General features: G+C 66.2%; 17 protein-coding genes. 5 read left to right on the plus strand and 12 right to left on the minus strand.

Annotation, left to right across the window (positions count from 1 at the left end):
• Nucleotides 1-40: 40 nt before the first annotated feature.
• On the minus strand, nt 41-367 hold the full coding sequence (gene grxD, locus ACQZF9_RS10390) for a Grx4 family monothiol glutaredoxin (RefSeq protein WP_428313160.1): 327 nt from the start codon (nt 365-367) through the stop codon (nt 41-43).
• Between the two features lie 301 nt (nt 368-668).
• Here grxD and ACQZF9_RS10395 point away from each other — a divergent pair, with 301 nt between their 5' ends.
• The 3 genes from ACQZF9_RS10395 to nadC all read left to right on the plus strand — a co-directional run bounded on the left by ACQZF9_RS10395 (nt 669) and on the right by nadC (nt 3100).
• Nucleotides 669-1244, plus strand: a complete 576-nt coding sequence (locus ACQZF9_RS10395) for a superoxide dismutase (protein ID WP_428313161.1) — start codon at nt 669-671, stop codon at nt 1242-1244.
• Nucleotides 1245-1332: 88 nt separating this feature from the next.
• Nucleotides 1333-2229 (plus strand): ornithine carbamoyltransferase, encoded by an 897-nt coding sequence (gene argF / locus ACQZF9_RS10400; protein WP_428313162.1) that lies wholly within the window; start codon nt 1333-1335, stop codon nt 2227-2229.
• 10 nt (nt 2230-2239) lie between these two features.
• Complete coding sequence (nadC, locus tag ACQZF9_RS10405; protein WP_428313163.1) at nt 2240-3100, plus strand: carboxylating nicotinate-nucleotide diphosphorylase; 861 nt, start codon at nt 2240-2242, stop codon at nt 3098-3100.
• 136 nt (nt 3101-3236) lie between these two features.
• On the opposite strand, the gene murI is transcribed toward nadC, so the two are convergent.
• From murI to surE, 6 genes are all read right to left on the minus strand, one after another.
• Nucleotides 3237-4001 (minus strand): glutamate racemase, encoded by a 765-nt coding sequence (gene murI / locus ACQZF9_RS10410; RefSeq protein ID WP_428313164.1) that lies wholly within the window; start codon nt 3999-4001, stop codon nt 3237-3239.
• A gap of 16 nt (nt 4002-4017) precedes the next feature.
• Nucleotides 4018-5907, minus strand: a complete 1890-nt coding sequence (gene sppA / locus ACQZF9_RS10415; protein ID WP_428313165.1) for a signal peptide peptidase SppA — start codon at nt 5905-5907, stop codon at nt 4018-4020.
• A gap of 230 nt (nt 5908-6137) precedes the next feature.
• Nucleotides 6138-7052, minus strand: coding sequence for a peptidoglycan DD-metalloendopeptidase family protein (locus ACQZF9_RS10420; protein ID WP_428313409.1), 915 nt, complete (start codon nt 7050-7052; stop codon nt 6138-6140).
• A 5-nt stretch (nt 7053-7057) separates the two neighbouring features.
• Nucleotides 7058-7672: a DedA family protein gene (locus tag ACQZF9_RS10425; RefSeq protein WP_428313166.1), complete on the minus strand. Its 615-nt coding sequence runs from the start codon at nt 7670-7672 to the stop codon at nt 7058-7060.
• Nucleotides 7672-8346: a protein-L-isoaspartate(D-aspartate) O-methyltransferase gene (locus tag ACQZF9_RS10430; protein WP_428313167.1), complete on the minus strand. Its 675-nt coding sequence runs from the start codon at nt 8344-8346 to the stop codon at nt 7672-7674. The genes ACQZF9_RS10425 and ACQZF9_RS10430 overlap by 1 nt, the downstream gene beginning before the upstream one ends.
• The gene (gene surE / locus ACQZF9_RS10435) at nt 8343-9089 is read right to left on the minus strand and encodes a 5'/3'-nucleotidase SurE (RefSeq protein ID WP_428313168.1); all 747 of its coding nucleotides are present in this window, start codon (nt 9087-9089) and stop codon (nt 8343-8345) included. Before surE ends, ACQZF9_RS10430 begins: the two co-directional genes overlap by 4 nt.
• Nucleotides 9090-9176: 87 nt before the next feature.
• Between surE and ACQZF9_RS10440 the strand changes: the two genes are divergently transcribed.
• Complete coding sequence (locus tag ACQZF9_RS10440) at nt 9177-9716, plus strand: Smr/MutS family protein (protein WP_428313169.1); 540 nt, start codon at nt 9177-9179, stop codon at nt 9714-9716.
• Between the two features lie 31 nt (nt 9717-9747).
• Here the strand turns inward: ACQZF9_RS10440 and ACQZF9_RS10445 are convergent, their stop codons facing one another.
• The 5 genes from ACQZF9_RS10445 to eno are packed head-to-tail and all read right to left on the minus strand — an operon-like array spanning nt 9748 to nt 13338.
• Complete coding sequence (locus ACQZF9_RS10445) at nt 9748-10392, minus strand: TetR/AcrR family transcriptional regulator (RefSeq protein WP_428313170.1); 645 nt, start codon at nt 10390-10392, stop codon at nt 9748-9750.
• 51 nt (nt 10393-10443) lie between these two features.
• Nucleotides 10444-10941 (minus strand): 2-C-methyl-D-erythritol 2,4-cyclodiphosphate synthase, encoded by a 498-nt coding sequence (gene ispF / locus ACQZF9_RS10450; protein ID WP_428313410.1) that lies wholly within the window; start codon nt 10939-10941, stop codon nt 10444-10446.
• Nucleotides 10942-10946: 5 nt separating this feature from the next.
• Nucleotides 10947-11681 carry a 2-C-methyl-D-erythritol 4-phosphate cytidylyltransferase gene (gene ispD, locus ACQZF9_RS10455; protein ID WP_428313171.1) on the minus strand — a complete coding sequence of 245 codons (735 nt, stop codon included), beginning with the start codon at nt 11679-11681 and terminating at the stop codon, nt 10947-10949.
• 52 nt (nt 11682-11733) lie between these two features.
• A complete protein-coding gene (locus ACQZF9_RS10460; RefSeq protein ID WP_428313172.1) occupies nt 11734-12012 on the minus strand; it encodes an FtsB family cell division protein in 279 nt (92 codons plus the stop codon).
• 39 nt (nt 12013-12051) lie between these two features.
• Nucleotides 12052-13338, minus strand: coding sequence for a phosphopyruvate hydratase (gene eno, locus ACQZF9_RS10465; protein ID WP_428313173.1), 1287 nt, complete (start codon nt 13336-13338; stop codon nt 12052-12054).
• Here eno and ACQZF9_RS10470 point away from each other — a divergent pair.
• Nucleotides 13325-13513 carry a hypothetical protein gene (locus ACQZF9_RS10470; protein WP_428313174.1) on the plus strand — a complete coding sequence of 63 codons (189 nt, stop codon included), beginning with the start codon at nt 13325-13327 and terminating at the stop codon, nt 13511-13513. The two genes, eno and ACQZF9_RS10470, sit on opposite strands and share 14 nt — an antisense overlap.
• The last annotated feature ends 82 nt before the right edge of the window (nt 13514-13595 follow it).

Consider the following 13595-nt stretch of genomic DNA (forward strand, 5'->3'; position numbering starts at 1 on the left):
TGCCCGCTTGCGCGGGCATCGTCGACAGCTTGCAAAAAGCTCAGGCCGCTTTCTTGGTCGCCGCTTCCTGCAGCATCTTGGCGAGTTCGCCGGACTGGTGCAGATCCAGCGCGATGTCGCAGCCACCGACCAGCTCGCCCTTCACGTACAGCTGCGGGAACGTCGGCCAGTTGGCGAACTTGGGCAGCGCGCGGTAAATCTCTTCGTCTTCATAGATATTGACGTAGGCGTACTCCACGTCGCAGGCGTTCAGCGCCTGCACGGTGCGCGCCGAAAATCCGCACTGCGGGAAATCGGGCGTGCCCTTCATGTACACAATGATGGGGTTGTCAGTAACTTGCTTCTTGATGCGTTCCAGAGCATCCATGGGCACCCTCCGGTGATGAGTGGGCGGTTGGCAGCCGCCGATTATACCGATGCGGATCGCGCCGCGTTGCCGGCTTCGCCCTTCCGACCTTCAGGGCGGAGCAAGATTCGTTCCGCACACTAGGCGATCTCGGCCGAGGCCTGATCGATGCGGCCGATCGGCGCGATTACAATAGCTTGCGCCGAGCCTGCGTATTGAAACTGCATGAAACGCGGCTTATCGTGGCCGTCCCACGCGACCGACGCGGCCGCGTCATCGAGCCAGCTGCCCTAACCGGCCCCAGCAAGACTAAGGAATAACCATGGCCCTCACGCTCCCCGAACTGCCCTACGCCAAAGATGCGCTGCTGCCGCACATGTCGCCCGAGACCTTCGACTATCACTACAGCAAGCATCACAAGGCTTATGTCGACAACGGCAACAAGCTGATCGCCGGCACCGAGTTCGAGAACATGGCGCTGGAAGACATCGTCAAGAAGTCCTCGGGCAAGATTTTCAACAATGCCGCGCAGGTCTGGAACCACAATTTCTTCTGGAACTCGCTGACGCCGAAGCAGACGCCGCCGAGCAAGAAGCTGACCGACGCGCTGGTGAAGGCCTTCGGTGGCGTCGAAGACTTCAAGAAGCAGTTCACCGAAGCCGCGGTCGGCCAGTTCGGCTCCGGCTGGGCCTGGCTGGTGAAGAACGCCGATGGCAGCCTGGCGATCACCACCACGTCCAACGCCGCGACGCCGCTGACCGAGGGCAAGACGCCGCTGCTGACCTGCGATGTCTGGGAGCACGCCTACTACATCGACTACCGCAACGCGCGCCCGAGCTTCCTCGAGCACTTCTGGGCGCTGGCGAACTGGGAGTTCGTCGAGAAGAACCTCGGCTAGGATCGGGTCCAGCTGCATCGACGGGCCGCGCTGACCGCGCGGCCCGTTTTATTTTTTACGGTCAAGAACCACCACCGCTTAAAACGTCATGACGCGCCATTTCCTGCAGCTCAGCGACCTGTCCGCAGCCGAAGCCGCCAGTGTCATCAGCCGCGCGCAACAGCTCAAGGCCAGCCGCGACACGAGCTACCGCCCCTTCGTCGGCAAGACGCTGGCCATGATCTTTGCGAAGAACTCGACGCGCACGCGTGTCAGCTTCGAAGCCGGCATGGCCAGGTTCGGTGGCCACGCGCTGTTCCTGCATTCCGGCGTCACGCAGCTCGGCCGCGACGAGCCGATCGCCGACACCGCGCGCGTGCTGTCGCGCATGTGCGACGCGATCATGATCCGCAACGATTCGCAGGCCGACCAGGCCGAGCTGGCCGCGTATTCGCGCGTGCCGGTGATCAATGGCCTCTCCGAGCTGCATCATCCCTGTCAGCTGCTCGCCGACATGCAGACCTGGGTCGAGCATCGCGGCGACGCCGCCGGCAAGACCGCGGCCTGGATCGGCGACGGCAACAACGTCTGCCATTCGATGATCCAGGCCGCGACGCTGTTCGGCTTCAAGCTGCGCATCGCCGCGCCGGACGGCTATCTGCCGGATGCCGGCATCGTCGCCATCGCCGGCGACGCGGTCAGCCTGTGCGGCAGCGCCGCAGAAGCGGTGGCCGGTGTCGACCTCGTCGCCACCGACACCTGGACCAGCATGGGCCAGGAAGCCGAGACCGCGAAGCGGCTCAAGGCTTTCGACGGCTATCAGGTCGACGACGCGCTGATGCAGCTGGCAAAGCCCGATGCGCTGTTCATGCACTGCCTGCCGGCGCACCGCGGCGAAGAAGTCACCGCCAACGTCATCGACGGCGCGCAGTCGGTGGTCTGGGACGAGGCCGAGAACCGGCTATGGGCGCAGATGGCACTGCTCGAATTCCTGCTGGCGGCCTGAGATTTTTGCAATGAGCACGCGCTATCCGATTCCCGAAGGCATCGCGGCAAGCGTCGCGCAGGCGCTGGCCGAGGACATCGGCAGCGGCGACGTCACCGCACGGCTGGTCGATGCCGGCAAGCAGGGCCGCGCGCGCGTCATCGCACGTGAAAACGCGGTGATCTGCGGCCGCGCCTGGGTCGACGAAGTGTTTCGCCAGGTCGACGCCGGCATCAAGATCGAGTGGCGGGTGGCGGAAGGCGACAGCGTGGTGGCCGACCAGCGCCTGTTCACGCTGCAGGGACCGGCGCGCGCGCTGCTGACCGGCGAGCGCAGCGCGCTGAATTTTCTGCAGACCCTGTCCGGCACCGCGACCACGGTGCGCCGCTATGTGGACGCGGTGGCCGGCACCGGCTGCCGGATCGTCGACACGCGCAAGACCCTGCCCGGGCTGCGTCGCGCGCAGAAATACGCGGTGCTGTGCGGTGGCGGCTACAACCATCGCATTGGCCTGTACGACGGCATTCTGATCAAGGAAAACCATATCGCCGCCGCCGGCGGCATTGCCGCGGCAATCGCGCAGGCACGCGCGCTGAAGTCCGGCGTGCCGCTGATGACCGAGGCGGAAACGCTGGAAGAGGCAAAGATCGCGATCGGCGCAAACGTCGACCTGCTGCTGGTCGACGACTTCGATCTGGACATGTTGCGCGAAGCCGTCAAGTTGACGCGCGCGCATCGCGCCAACGGCGGCGTCACGCTGCTGGAATATTCCGGCGGCGCGACCTTGAGTACGGCGCGCTCCTACGCCGAAACGGGCATCGACCGCATCGCCATCGGCGCGCTGACCAAGCATGTGCACGCGGTGGATTTGTCGATGCGGTTCGAGGACTAGCGGCACCGCAATCCGCAACGGTAGGAGCGGACCCTGTCCGCGACTGTGCCCTTGAAGAGCGGAGTCGCGGATAGGATCCGCTCCTACAGGAACGATAGGACTGCGGTGAAAAGCGGCGGGTCATGACCCGCCGGCGTCAGCCTGCAGACCAGAGCCGATCGATCACGCTCTGCACCGCCACCACATCGCCACTGCTGCGCCACTCGACACCGCCCTCGCCCTGCGTCGCCAGCAGGCCCTCACGCTCCAGCACGCGCTGCGTCTGGCGCGCGACCGCTTCGCCGGTATCCAGCAGCAGTACATGCGGTCCTGCGATTTCCGCGATCGCAGCCCGCAGAAATGGATAGTGCGTGCACCCGAGCACCAGCACATCGGCGCCGGCATCGAGCAGCGGCTGCACATAACCGCGTAGCAGCGAGCGCAATTCGGGGCTCGAAACATCACCGCGCTCGACATGCTCGACCAGCCCCGGGCAGGGCTGAGTGATCATGCGAACGTCGCGCGCATGCTGCTGCAGCAGATGGTGGAATTTCTGGCCACCGAGTGCTGCACCGGTCGCGAGCACGCCGACGACGCCGCTGCGCGTGGCCGCGACCGCCGGCTTCACTGCCGGCTCCATGCCGACGAAAGGAACCGGATAGGTCGCGCGCAAATGCTCGACCGCGGCGATCGTCGCGGTATTGCAGGCGACGACGATCAGCTTGGCGCCGGCGGCGAGCAGTTCGTCGGTGATCACCATGCTGCGTTGCTGGATCTGCGCCTGTGGCTTGCCGCCGTAGGGGCAATGGCCGCTGTCGGCGAAATAGATCAGCCGTTCCGCCGGCAATTTGCGGCGAATTTCGCGCAGCACCGACAAGCCGCCGACGCCGGAATCGAAGACGCCGATCGGCGCGGCTGTCACTCTCGAACGGCTCGAACTAGCGCGGCGCGCTGCTGCTCAGCGTCGCCTCGCAGAAGCACATCGAGTACATCGCGCGGCGATCGGTCAGCAGCGACAGCGCCTGATTGACGTCACCCTGTTTGAGCCACTGCTGCAGCTTGCTGTTGACGCCGCCCGGCAGCCAGTTGACGTTGATCTGCGCGCTGCCGAAGAACTGCGTCAGCATCGACAGCGGGCCGCTCGGTGCATTCTCGAACGGCTCCAGGCGCCACTGGCCATCGGTCAGGCCGGCGAGTTTGGCTGCCGCATCGGCGGCCTGCTCCATGCCGCCGAACTCGTCGATCAGGCCCAGATCCTTGGCGTCGTGGCCGCTCCAGACGCGGCCACGGGCGAGCTCGTCGACTTTCTTGACGTCGAGCTTGCGGCCCGCCGCAACGCCTTCGATGAACTGGCGATAACCGTGATCGATCTGCGACTGCACGATCGCCTTGACGTCGTCGCTCAGGGGCCGGTCCATGCGGAAGGCGCCGGCCAGTGGCGTCGTGCCGATGCCATCGGTGTGGATGCCGAGCTTCTCCAGCGGCTTGTCGATGGTCGGGATCAGGCCGAAGATGCCGATCGAGCCGGTGATGGTCGATTCGTGCGCAAAAATGCGATCCGAGGCCATGCTGACCCAGTAACCGCCGCTGGCGGCGACACCGGACATCGACACCACCACCGGCTTGCCGTCGGCGCGCAACTGCTGCACGCCGCGACGGATCTGCTCGCTGGCCCAGACGCTGCCGCCGGGTGAATCGACGCGCAGCACCACGGCGGCGACGTGGTCGTCGCGACGCGCCTGGTCGAGCAGGTCGGAGATCGAATCGCCGCCGGCCTGGCCGGCCTGGCCGATGCCGTCGACGATCTCGCCCTGGACCGCGATCATCGCCACTTCGCTCTTGTCGCCGTGGGCTTCGTGCTGGCGCTTCTCGCGATGCACCGCGCTCAGGTAATCGTGGAAATGGATCTGGCGGAAGCTGCCGCTGTCCTCGTCCTCGCCGACTTTCTCGGCGACGCGCTTGCGGAATTCCGCCAGCGTTTCCAGGTGATTGACCAGGCCGGCGTCCAGCGCCAGCTTGGCGGCGTCGCCGTTGTGCGCGCTCAGCTCCTTGGCGAAGCTGGCGACGTAGCGGTCGGCGAAACCGGCGTCGAGCTTGCGGCTGGTGGACACGGTGTCGTCGTAGCTTTTCCACAGATCGCCGAGCCATTCCTTGTTCGCGGCCTTGGCGTCTTCGGACATGTCGTTGCGCAGGAACGGCTCGACCGCCGACTTGTATTCGCCGACGCGGAACACGTTGATGGTGACGCCGAGCTTGTCGAGGCCGTCCTTGAAGTAGTTCTGATACGAGGCCAGACCCTCGAGCATGATGCTGCCGAACGGGTCCATCGACACATCGTCGGCCTGCGCCGCGGCGAAGTAGCCGATCTGGTCGTAGCTAGGGCCGTAGGCGTAGATCGGCTTGTTAGAGGCGCGGAATTTCTTCATCGCCGCGCCCAGCTCCTCGAGCTGCGGCATGCTCGCGCCGCTGAGGTTGTCGAGCTTGAGCACCGCAACCGAAATGCGGTCGTCGGTGGCCGCGGCCTCGAGCGCGTCGGTGAGGTCGGCCAGACGCGTCTGCGACGGCGGCTCGCCGTTGAACTGCTCGATCAGGCGCTGCCCCGGATCGCTGTCGAGCTGGTCGACCAGCGCGCCGCTGGGCCACAGCACCAGCGCGACATTGCTATCGACATGCTTGGCCGGGCCGCCGGTGAAGGCCATGTACAGCGTGTACAGGAACACGCAGAAGCCAACGATGATGACCGCGCGATACAGGTTGACGATCAGCGACCAGAGGCCGCCGAAGAAGCGGCGGATGAAGGATTTTTTCTGCGCGGGTTTGTCGCTCATGCTTCCAGTTCGATGGGATCAAGGCCAGACAGGCCGGGCCTAAGACCGGAGTATGGCATGCGCGGTTCAATGCTCATGCCCGGCGGTTAGGCTCTACACCCCCGTTCCTCCCGAGAAGCCCATTTCAGTGGGCGTATCGAGGGACACATCGAGGCCCGGTTGCGTCCCTCGATACGCGGGCAAAGCCCGCTACTCGGGAGGAACGGGCGTGATGGGTTAATTCAAAAAGCTCAGCGCGCCGGCAGGTACGGCACCGGGTTCACCGGCTTGCCGCGTTCGCGGATCTCGAAGTGCAGCAGCGGCTTGTTCTCCGGGCCGTTGCCGAGCTCGGCGATCTGCTGGCCGGCGTCGACCACGTCGCCTTCCTTGACCAGGCGGCGCTGGTTGTAGCCATAGGCCGACAGGTGCAGGTCGTCGTGCTTGATGATCACCAGCTCGCCGTAGCCTTTCAGCGCGCTGCCGCTGTAGACCACCTTGCCGCCGCTGGCAGCGACCACCGGCTGGCCCAGCGTGCCGGTAAAGTCCAGGCCGCGCGCGCCGGCATCGACGTTGAAACCGCGGATCACGGTGCCGTCGACCGGCCAGCGCCAGCCGGGCTGGCCGCCGCCGCCACTGGGCGTGGCGACGATCGGCGTGGTCGCGACCGTGGTCGGCGGCGTCACCACCGGCGGCGGCCCGACCGGCACCGGTGTCGGATACGACGGCGCCGGCGAGCCCATGATCACCGGCGTCGGCTGGGTCGACAGCGCCTGCGGCCGGTCGACGTCGTTCATGTCGATGCCCTGCGCGGTGATCTGGCCGTTGCGCGGCACCATCGGCGACGTCGCGCTCAGGCGCAGCACCTGGCCGGGATAGATCAGGTTCTCCGAGCGGATGTTGTTCCAACGGGCCAGGTCGCGGTAGTCGACCTGGTTGCGGAACGCGATCGAGTACAGCGTGTCGCCCTTCTTCACCAGATAGTCGTTCGGGCCGTAGGGCCGCGACGGCAACGGATCGGGCTCGCGCGGCGGCGCGGCCTCGACGTTGTAGCTCTGCTGCTCGGGCTGGCGCGAGGACAGCGGCTCCCAGCTGCCCATGCCGGCGCAGGCGCTCAGCAGCAGCAGCAGAAGCAGGACGAGGAGGCGACGCAGCGACATGTTCATCATGATTTTCACGTGGGCTTTTTCGCCTGCGGCTTGCGCCGGCGCAGCATGAACCAGGCGCCGAAGATCACCAGGCCGGCGACCGTGAGCAGCGCCGCCTCGTGGGTGTAGGCGACGACGACCGCGACCACCGGCTCGCCGAAGAAATAGCCGAGCGCGACCAGCACGCCGCACCAAAGGCCGGCGCCGAGGCCGGTCAGCAGCGCGAAGCCCAGCGGGCCCATGCCGAACACGCCGGCCGGCAACGAGATCAGGTGACGCACCACCGGAATGAAGCGGCCGATGAACGTGGCCAGGTGCGCATTGCGCATGAACAGCGCCTCGGCCTCTTCGTACTTGGTCTGGTCGATCAGCAGATAGCGGCCCCAGCGCAGCAGGAAGGCGCGGCCGACGTAACGGCCGAGCAGATAGTTGGCGCTGGCGCCGATCACCGAGCCGCCGGCGCCGGCCAGCGTCGCCAGCCAGGGATCGAGCTCACCGCGCGCGGCCAGGTAGCCGGCCGGAATCATCACCAGCTCCGACGGCACTGGGAACAGGCTGGATTCCAGCGCCATCAGCAGCACGATCTCGAAGTAACCGAGGCGGCTGACCAGCTCCTGCAGCCAGTGACCGAAAGCATCCATCAGGCGCGACCTGCGAGTAGAGGAACGAAGACCACCGAAGCGAGCACGCTTTCGCGCAGACCGGTGGCACTGCGCTCGATCAGCTTCAGCTGCTGAGCGCCATTGGGCCCGACCGGAATCACCAGGCGGCCGCCGATCGCGAGCTGATCGCTGAGCCCCGGCGGAATCGTCTGCGCCGCAGCGGTGACGACGATCGCGTCGTAAGGCGCATACGGCGTCCAGCCGTTCATGCCGTCGGCGTAACCGAAATGCACGTTGCGATAGCCGAGCCGCTGCAGGCGCGTGCGCGCGGCCTCGGTCAGCGGCCGCAGGCGTTCGACGGTGAACACCGTCTCCGCATGCTCGGCCAGCACCGCGGTCTGGTAGCCGCTGCCGGTGCCGACTTCGAGGATCTTGCTCAGCCGCGTCGCGCCGGCCAGCGCGGCCTGGGTCATCAACGCGACGATGTACGGCTGCGAAATGGTCTGCGCATGGCCGATCGGCAACGAACGGTTCTTGTAGGCCTCCGAAGACAGCGCCTCTTCGACGAACTCGTGGCGCGCGATACGGCCGATGGTCGCGAGCACGCGCTCGTCGACGATGCCCTGCGCGCGCAGCTCGTCGACCAGCCGTCCGCGTACCGAGGAAGACGTCAGACCCAGGCCGCGCGAGTGGTGATGCCGCGTTGCCGTCACAGGTCTTTGACCCAGGTCGTCAGCGATTCCAGTGCGCTGTGGCGCGTCAGATCGACCAGCAGCGGCGTGATCGACACCCGCTTGTTTTCGATCGCATGGAAGTCGGTCCCCGGCCCGGCGTCGGCACCGCGGCCGGCGGCATTGATCCAGTAGATTGCGCGGCCGCGCGGATCGGCGGCCTTGGTCACCGACTCGGCGCGATGGCGATGGCCCAGGCGCGTCACCTCGAAACCAGCGAGTTCATCGAACGCAACATCCGGCACGTTGACGTTGAGGATCGTGTCTTTCGGCAGCGGATGGCTGCGCAGGCGCTCGATCAGCATCAGCGCGACTTTCGCCGCGGTCTCGTAGTGCTTGGGCGCAATCGAAGCGCAGGAGATCGCGATCGCCGGGAAGCCCAGCCAGCGGCCTTCCATCGCCGCGGCGACGGTGCCGGAATACAGGGTGTCGTCGCCGAGGTTGTCGCCGGCGTTGATGCCGGACACGACCATCTCGGGCATTTCATCGATCAGCCCGTTGAGCGCCAGATGCACCGAGTCCGCCGGCGTGCCGTCGACGCACCAGACGCCGTCGGCATGGCGCTGCACGCGCAGCGGATTGAGGATGGTCAGCGAATTGCTGGCGCCGCTGCGGTTGCGGTCGGGCGCGACCACGGTAACCTGATGCACGGCGCCGACCATGTCGCGCAGGCACAGCAAGCCTGGCGCCGTACAGCCGTCGTCGTTCGAAAGAAGAATCCGCATGGGCCTCGAAAGAGGTCGTGAGAGACGCTAGTGTACCCGTGCAGCCGGGGCATATGCCGATCGGTTGCGCGATCGAGATGGATAGCAATGAGTTCGCCCGACGACCACGACGAGCCCGCCGTATTCCGCAGCGCGATGGCCGGCGTGCGCCTGCAGGGCCCGGCGAAGCATGTGCCGCCGCAGTCGCGCCGGCCTTCGACACAGCCGACACAGAGCCAGCTCGACGATCTGGCGGTGCTCGCCGAAATGCTCGACGGCCCCGACCCGGAAAATTTCGAAAGCGGCGACACGCTGACCTATCGCGCGCCCGGCATCCAGGACAGCGTGTGGAAGCGGCTGCGTCGCGGCGGCTACGTGCGCCAGGCCGAACTCGATCTGCATGGCCTGAATCGCGACAAGGCCAAGCTCGCGATCGTCGCGTTCCTGGCGCGCTGCGCGGATCGCGATCACCGCTGCGTGCGCATCATTCACGGCAAGGGCAATGGTTCGCCGAATTCGGGGCCGGTGCTGAAGCGCCTGCTCGACGGCTGGCTGCGCAAACGCCGCGACGTGCTGGCGTTCGCCAGCGCGCGGCCGGAGGATGGTGGAACGGGGGCGGTCTACGTTTTGCTGAGAAGACCCGACTGAAGACCCGGGCGCGAGCCGCGCTACGTCGTGATCAGGCGGCTCTGACTGCAGCGACCGCGGGCCGTGCCGGCGGCTGCAGTTCCAGCGTGATCTGGCGCAGCACCTGCTCGAAGCGCTCGCGGCCGGCGATGCCGGCGAACTGGATCGCGCCCTGCATCGCCGCGGCCAGCTCCATCGCCTTGTCGCGCGGATCGCCTTCGAAAGCGACCGAGGCGTCGCGGCGACCCTCCTGCAAGGTCGCGACCATCCACTCGTAGACGTCGCGCATCATCATCTGCGCTTCGCGCTGCATCAGGTCGGGGATCGCGTCGAACTCGGCGCCGAAAATGCCGACCGGGCAGATCTGCAAGCGGCCATCGAGATGATCGACATAGGTCTGGAAATACGCGGCCAGGCGATCCAGCGCGGCGCAGCACTTGCCGGCTTCGTCGGTCCAGGCCAGGAAGCGCAGACGGTAGCGGCGCACCAGCGCGACCCCGAGGTCTTCCTTGGTCGGAAAGTGGTAATGGATCGCCGCATTGCGGATGCCCAGACGCACCGCGATGTGCTGGTAGCTGAAACCGTTGAAGCCACGCCGCAGCAAAAGCTCTTCGGCAGCGACCAGGATTTCCTCACGCGTATCGCGTCCGCCACGAATGGGGCGGCGACGACCGGATTTCAGAATGGCGCTCGGCATCCTTTGATTATAGTCAGTCAGCCGCGGCCGCGGGTACCGCGCCGGCGGCGATCAGACGGAAGGCGGCGGGTCAACGCGCTGCAGCAAAACCACGGCGTAGGCCGCGATGCCTTCCTTGCGGCCGAGATGGCCCATGCCTTCGTTGGTCTTGGCCTTGAAGTTGACCGCGCTGGCGTCGACGCCGAGTTCGCGCGCCAGCGTCGCGACGATCGCCGGCGCATGCGGCGCCATCTTCGGCGACTGCGCGACCAGCGTCAGATCGGCATTGCCGACCGCGTAGCCGGCGGCGCGCACGCGGCACATCACCTCACGCAGAAACACGCCGGAATCCTGGCCTTTGTGCGCGGCGTCGTGGTCCGGAAACAGCCGGCCGATGTCGCCGCCGGCAATCGCGCCCAGCAGCGCGTCGCACAGCGCGTGTATCAAGGCATCGCCATCGGAATGCGCGACCAGCCGGTACTCGCATTCGATCCAGACGCCGCCGAGGCGCATGCCCTCGCCGACGGCGAGCCGATGCGAGTCGAAGCCGTGGCCGATGCGAAACGGCAGCGCGCTCACGGTTGCAGTTCCTGCTGCTGTAGCCAGAAGTCGGCGAGCAGCATGTCTTCGGGGAAGGTCACTTTCAGATTGCTTTCACGGCCGCGCACCAGCCTCGGGCTGTAGCCGGCGCTTTCCATCGCGCTGGCCTCGTCGGTGATTTCGAGCTTGCGAGCGCTGGCGTCGCGCAGCGCGCGCGTCAGCAGGTCGAGCCGGAACAACTGTGGCGTCTGCGCGCGCCAGTAGCTCGTGCGATCCACCGTCGAGGCGACCTTGCTCTGCCTGGCGAGCTTCAGGGTGTCGGACATCGGCATCGCCAGCAGGCCGCCGTGCTCGTCGTTGGCCTCGTCGCGCAGGCGATCCAGATCGGCCCAGTCCAGGCAGGGACGCGCGGCGTCGTGGACCAGCACATTGACGTCGCTGAAACCGGCGGTGGCCAGCGCCACCGCGTCGAGCCCGGACATCACCGACTCGGCGCGCGCCGCGCCGCCCTGCGTGGTGATGATTTTCGGATGGCGCGCCACCGGAAGCCGGGCGAAATCGCTGTCGGACTTGGCCAGCACCAGCACCACGCCGTCAATCCAGCCGCAGTCCAGAAACGGCGCCAGGCTCCATTCGAGCAGCGTGCGTTCGCGCAGCGGCAGATATTGCTTGGGTTTGGCCAGACCCATGCGCGAGCCGCCACCGGCGGCCGGAATCACCGCCCAATAGCGGGTTTTCGACGCGGGTTTACTGCGTCCGGCGACGCTCATGGTCAGAATGGATTTTTGCTGAACAGCGCCGGGCGAGGCCAGTCGGGCCGGCTTACTCGACGACCAGGTAGAAGGTCTCTTCCGGCTTGATCATGCCCAGGGTGATGCGGGCGCGCGATTCGATCGCGGCCTTGCCGGAGTTCAGATCCTGTACTTCGGCGTCGAGCGCGGCGTTGCGCACGCGCAGAACCTCGAGCTCGGCACGCGCATCGGCAACCTGCCCCTGCAGCTTGTGCGTGCTGTTCATGCCGCCGTCGGCAACCACCAGCCGCCATACCAGGCCCAGGCCCAGTACGGCGAAGAAAGCGCTGGCGAATACGGTTTTCGGCATGCTCGCGAGTTTAGCCTCGTTTTACCCGACTTTGTTTGATCAGCCGATCTTGACCGGGAAAGCGGATGCGCCAGGATAGCGCGCGCGGCTGCCAAGATCACGCTCGATGCGCAGCAGCTGGTTGTACTTGGCCATGCGGTCCGAGCGGCACAGCGAGCCGGTCTTGATCTGCGTGGCGACGGTGCCGACCGCGATGTCGGCGATGGTGCTGTCCTCGGTCTCGCCGGAGCGGTGCGAGACCACGGCGGAATAGCCGGCGTCGACCGCCATGCGGATCGCGGCCAGGGTCTCGCTGAGCGTGCCGATCTGGTTGGGTTTGATCAGGATCGAGTTGGCGATGCCCTGCTCGATGCCGCTGGAGAGGATGCGGGTGTTGGTGACGAACAGGTCGTCGCCGACCAGCTGCACGCGGTTGCCGAGCTTCTTGGTCAGCAGCGCCCAGCCTTCCCAGTCGTTTTCCGCGCAGCCGTCTTCGATCGAGATGATCGGATAGCGGTTGACCAGGTCGGCCAGGTAGTCGGTGAACTGCGCCGAGGTCAGCACCTTGTGCTCGCCTTCCAGATCGTACTTGCCGTCCTTGTAGAACTCGCTGGAGGCAACGTCCAGGCCCAGGAACACATCCTTGCCGCACTTGTAGCCGGCCTTGTCGATGGCCTCGACCAGGCACTTCAGCGCCGCCTCGGTCGACGGCAGGTTCGGTGCGAAGCCGCCTTCGTCGCCGACCGCGGTGTTGTGGCCGCCTTCCTTCAGCACCTTCTTCAGCGTGTGGAAGATCTCGGCGCCGCAGCGCATCGCTTCCGAAAAGCTCGCCGCGCCGACCGGCAGGATCATGAATTCCTGGATGTCGATGTTGTTGTCGGCATGCGCGCCGCCGTTGATGACGTTCATCATCGGCACCGGCAAGGTGTCCGCCTGCAGGCCACCCAGATGGCGGTACAGCGGCACGCCGTTCTCGGCGGCGGCCGCATGCGCCGCGGCCAGCGACACGGCGAGGATCGCGTTAGCGCCAAGGCGATCCTTGTTGTCGCTGCCGTCGGTGTCGATCAAAGCCTGGTCGATGCCGTACTGGTCCTGGGCGTCGAGGCCGATCACCGCCTTGGCCAGCTCGGTGTTGGCGTTGTTGACCGCTTCCAGCACGCCCTTGCCCATGTAGCGCTTCTTGTCGCCGTCACGCAGTTCCATCGCCTCGCGGCTGCCGGTCGAGGCACCCGACGGCGAAGCGGCACGGCCCACCGCGCCGGATGCCAAGGTCACCTCGGCCTCCACGGTCGGGTTGCCACGGGAGTCGATGATTTCCAGAGCGGAGACTTGCGTGATTTTCGACATGCGTCTTGTGCTTTTGGCCAATGGGAACGAAGCAATGATTGTAGTGGACGAGGGCGGCGACAAACAAAAATCCCGGTTTTCCCTGCAAGCGACCAACGGCACGCTGGGGGCGATCGCCGGAACCCATCAGGGTATTGACAGGGTCGGATTTACCACGCGCCCCCTGGGTACTTAGCCCCTTCTGTAACAGCGGACAACGAACAGATACTGCCCCTGCCTCGTCCAGCAGACCTTCCCCGATCCATGGCCACCCCAGA

This window comes from Hydrocarboniphaga sp., from assembly GCF_965279055.1.
Taxonomy (GTDB): Bacteria; Pseudomonadota; Gammaproteobacteria; order Nevskiales; family Nevskiaceae; genus Hydrocarboniphaga.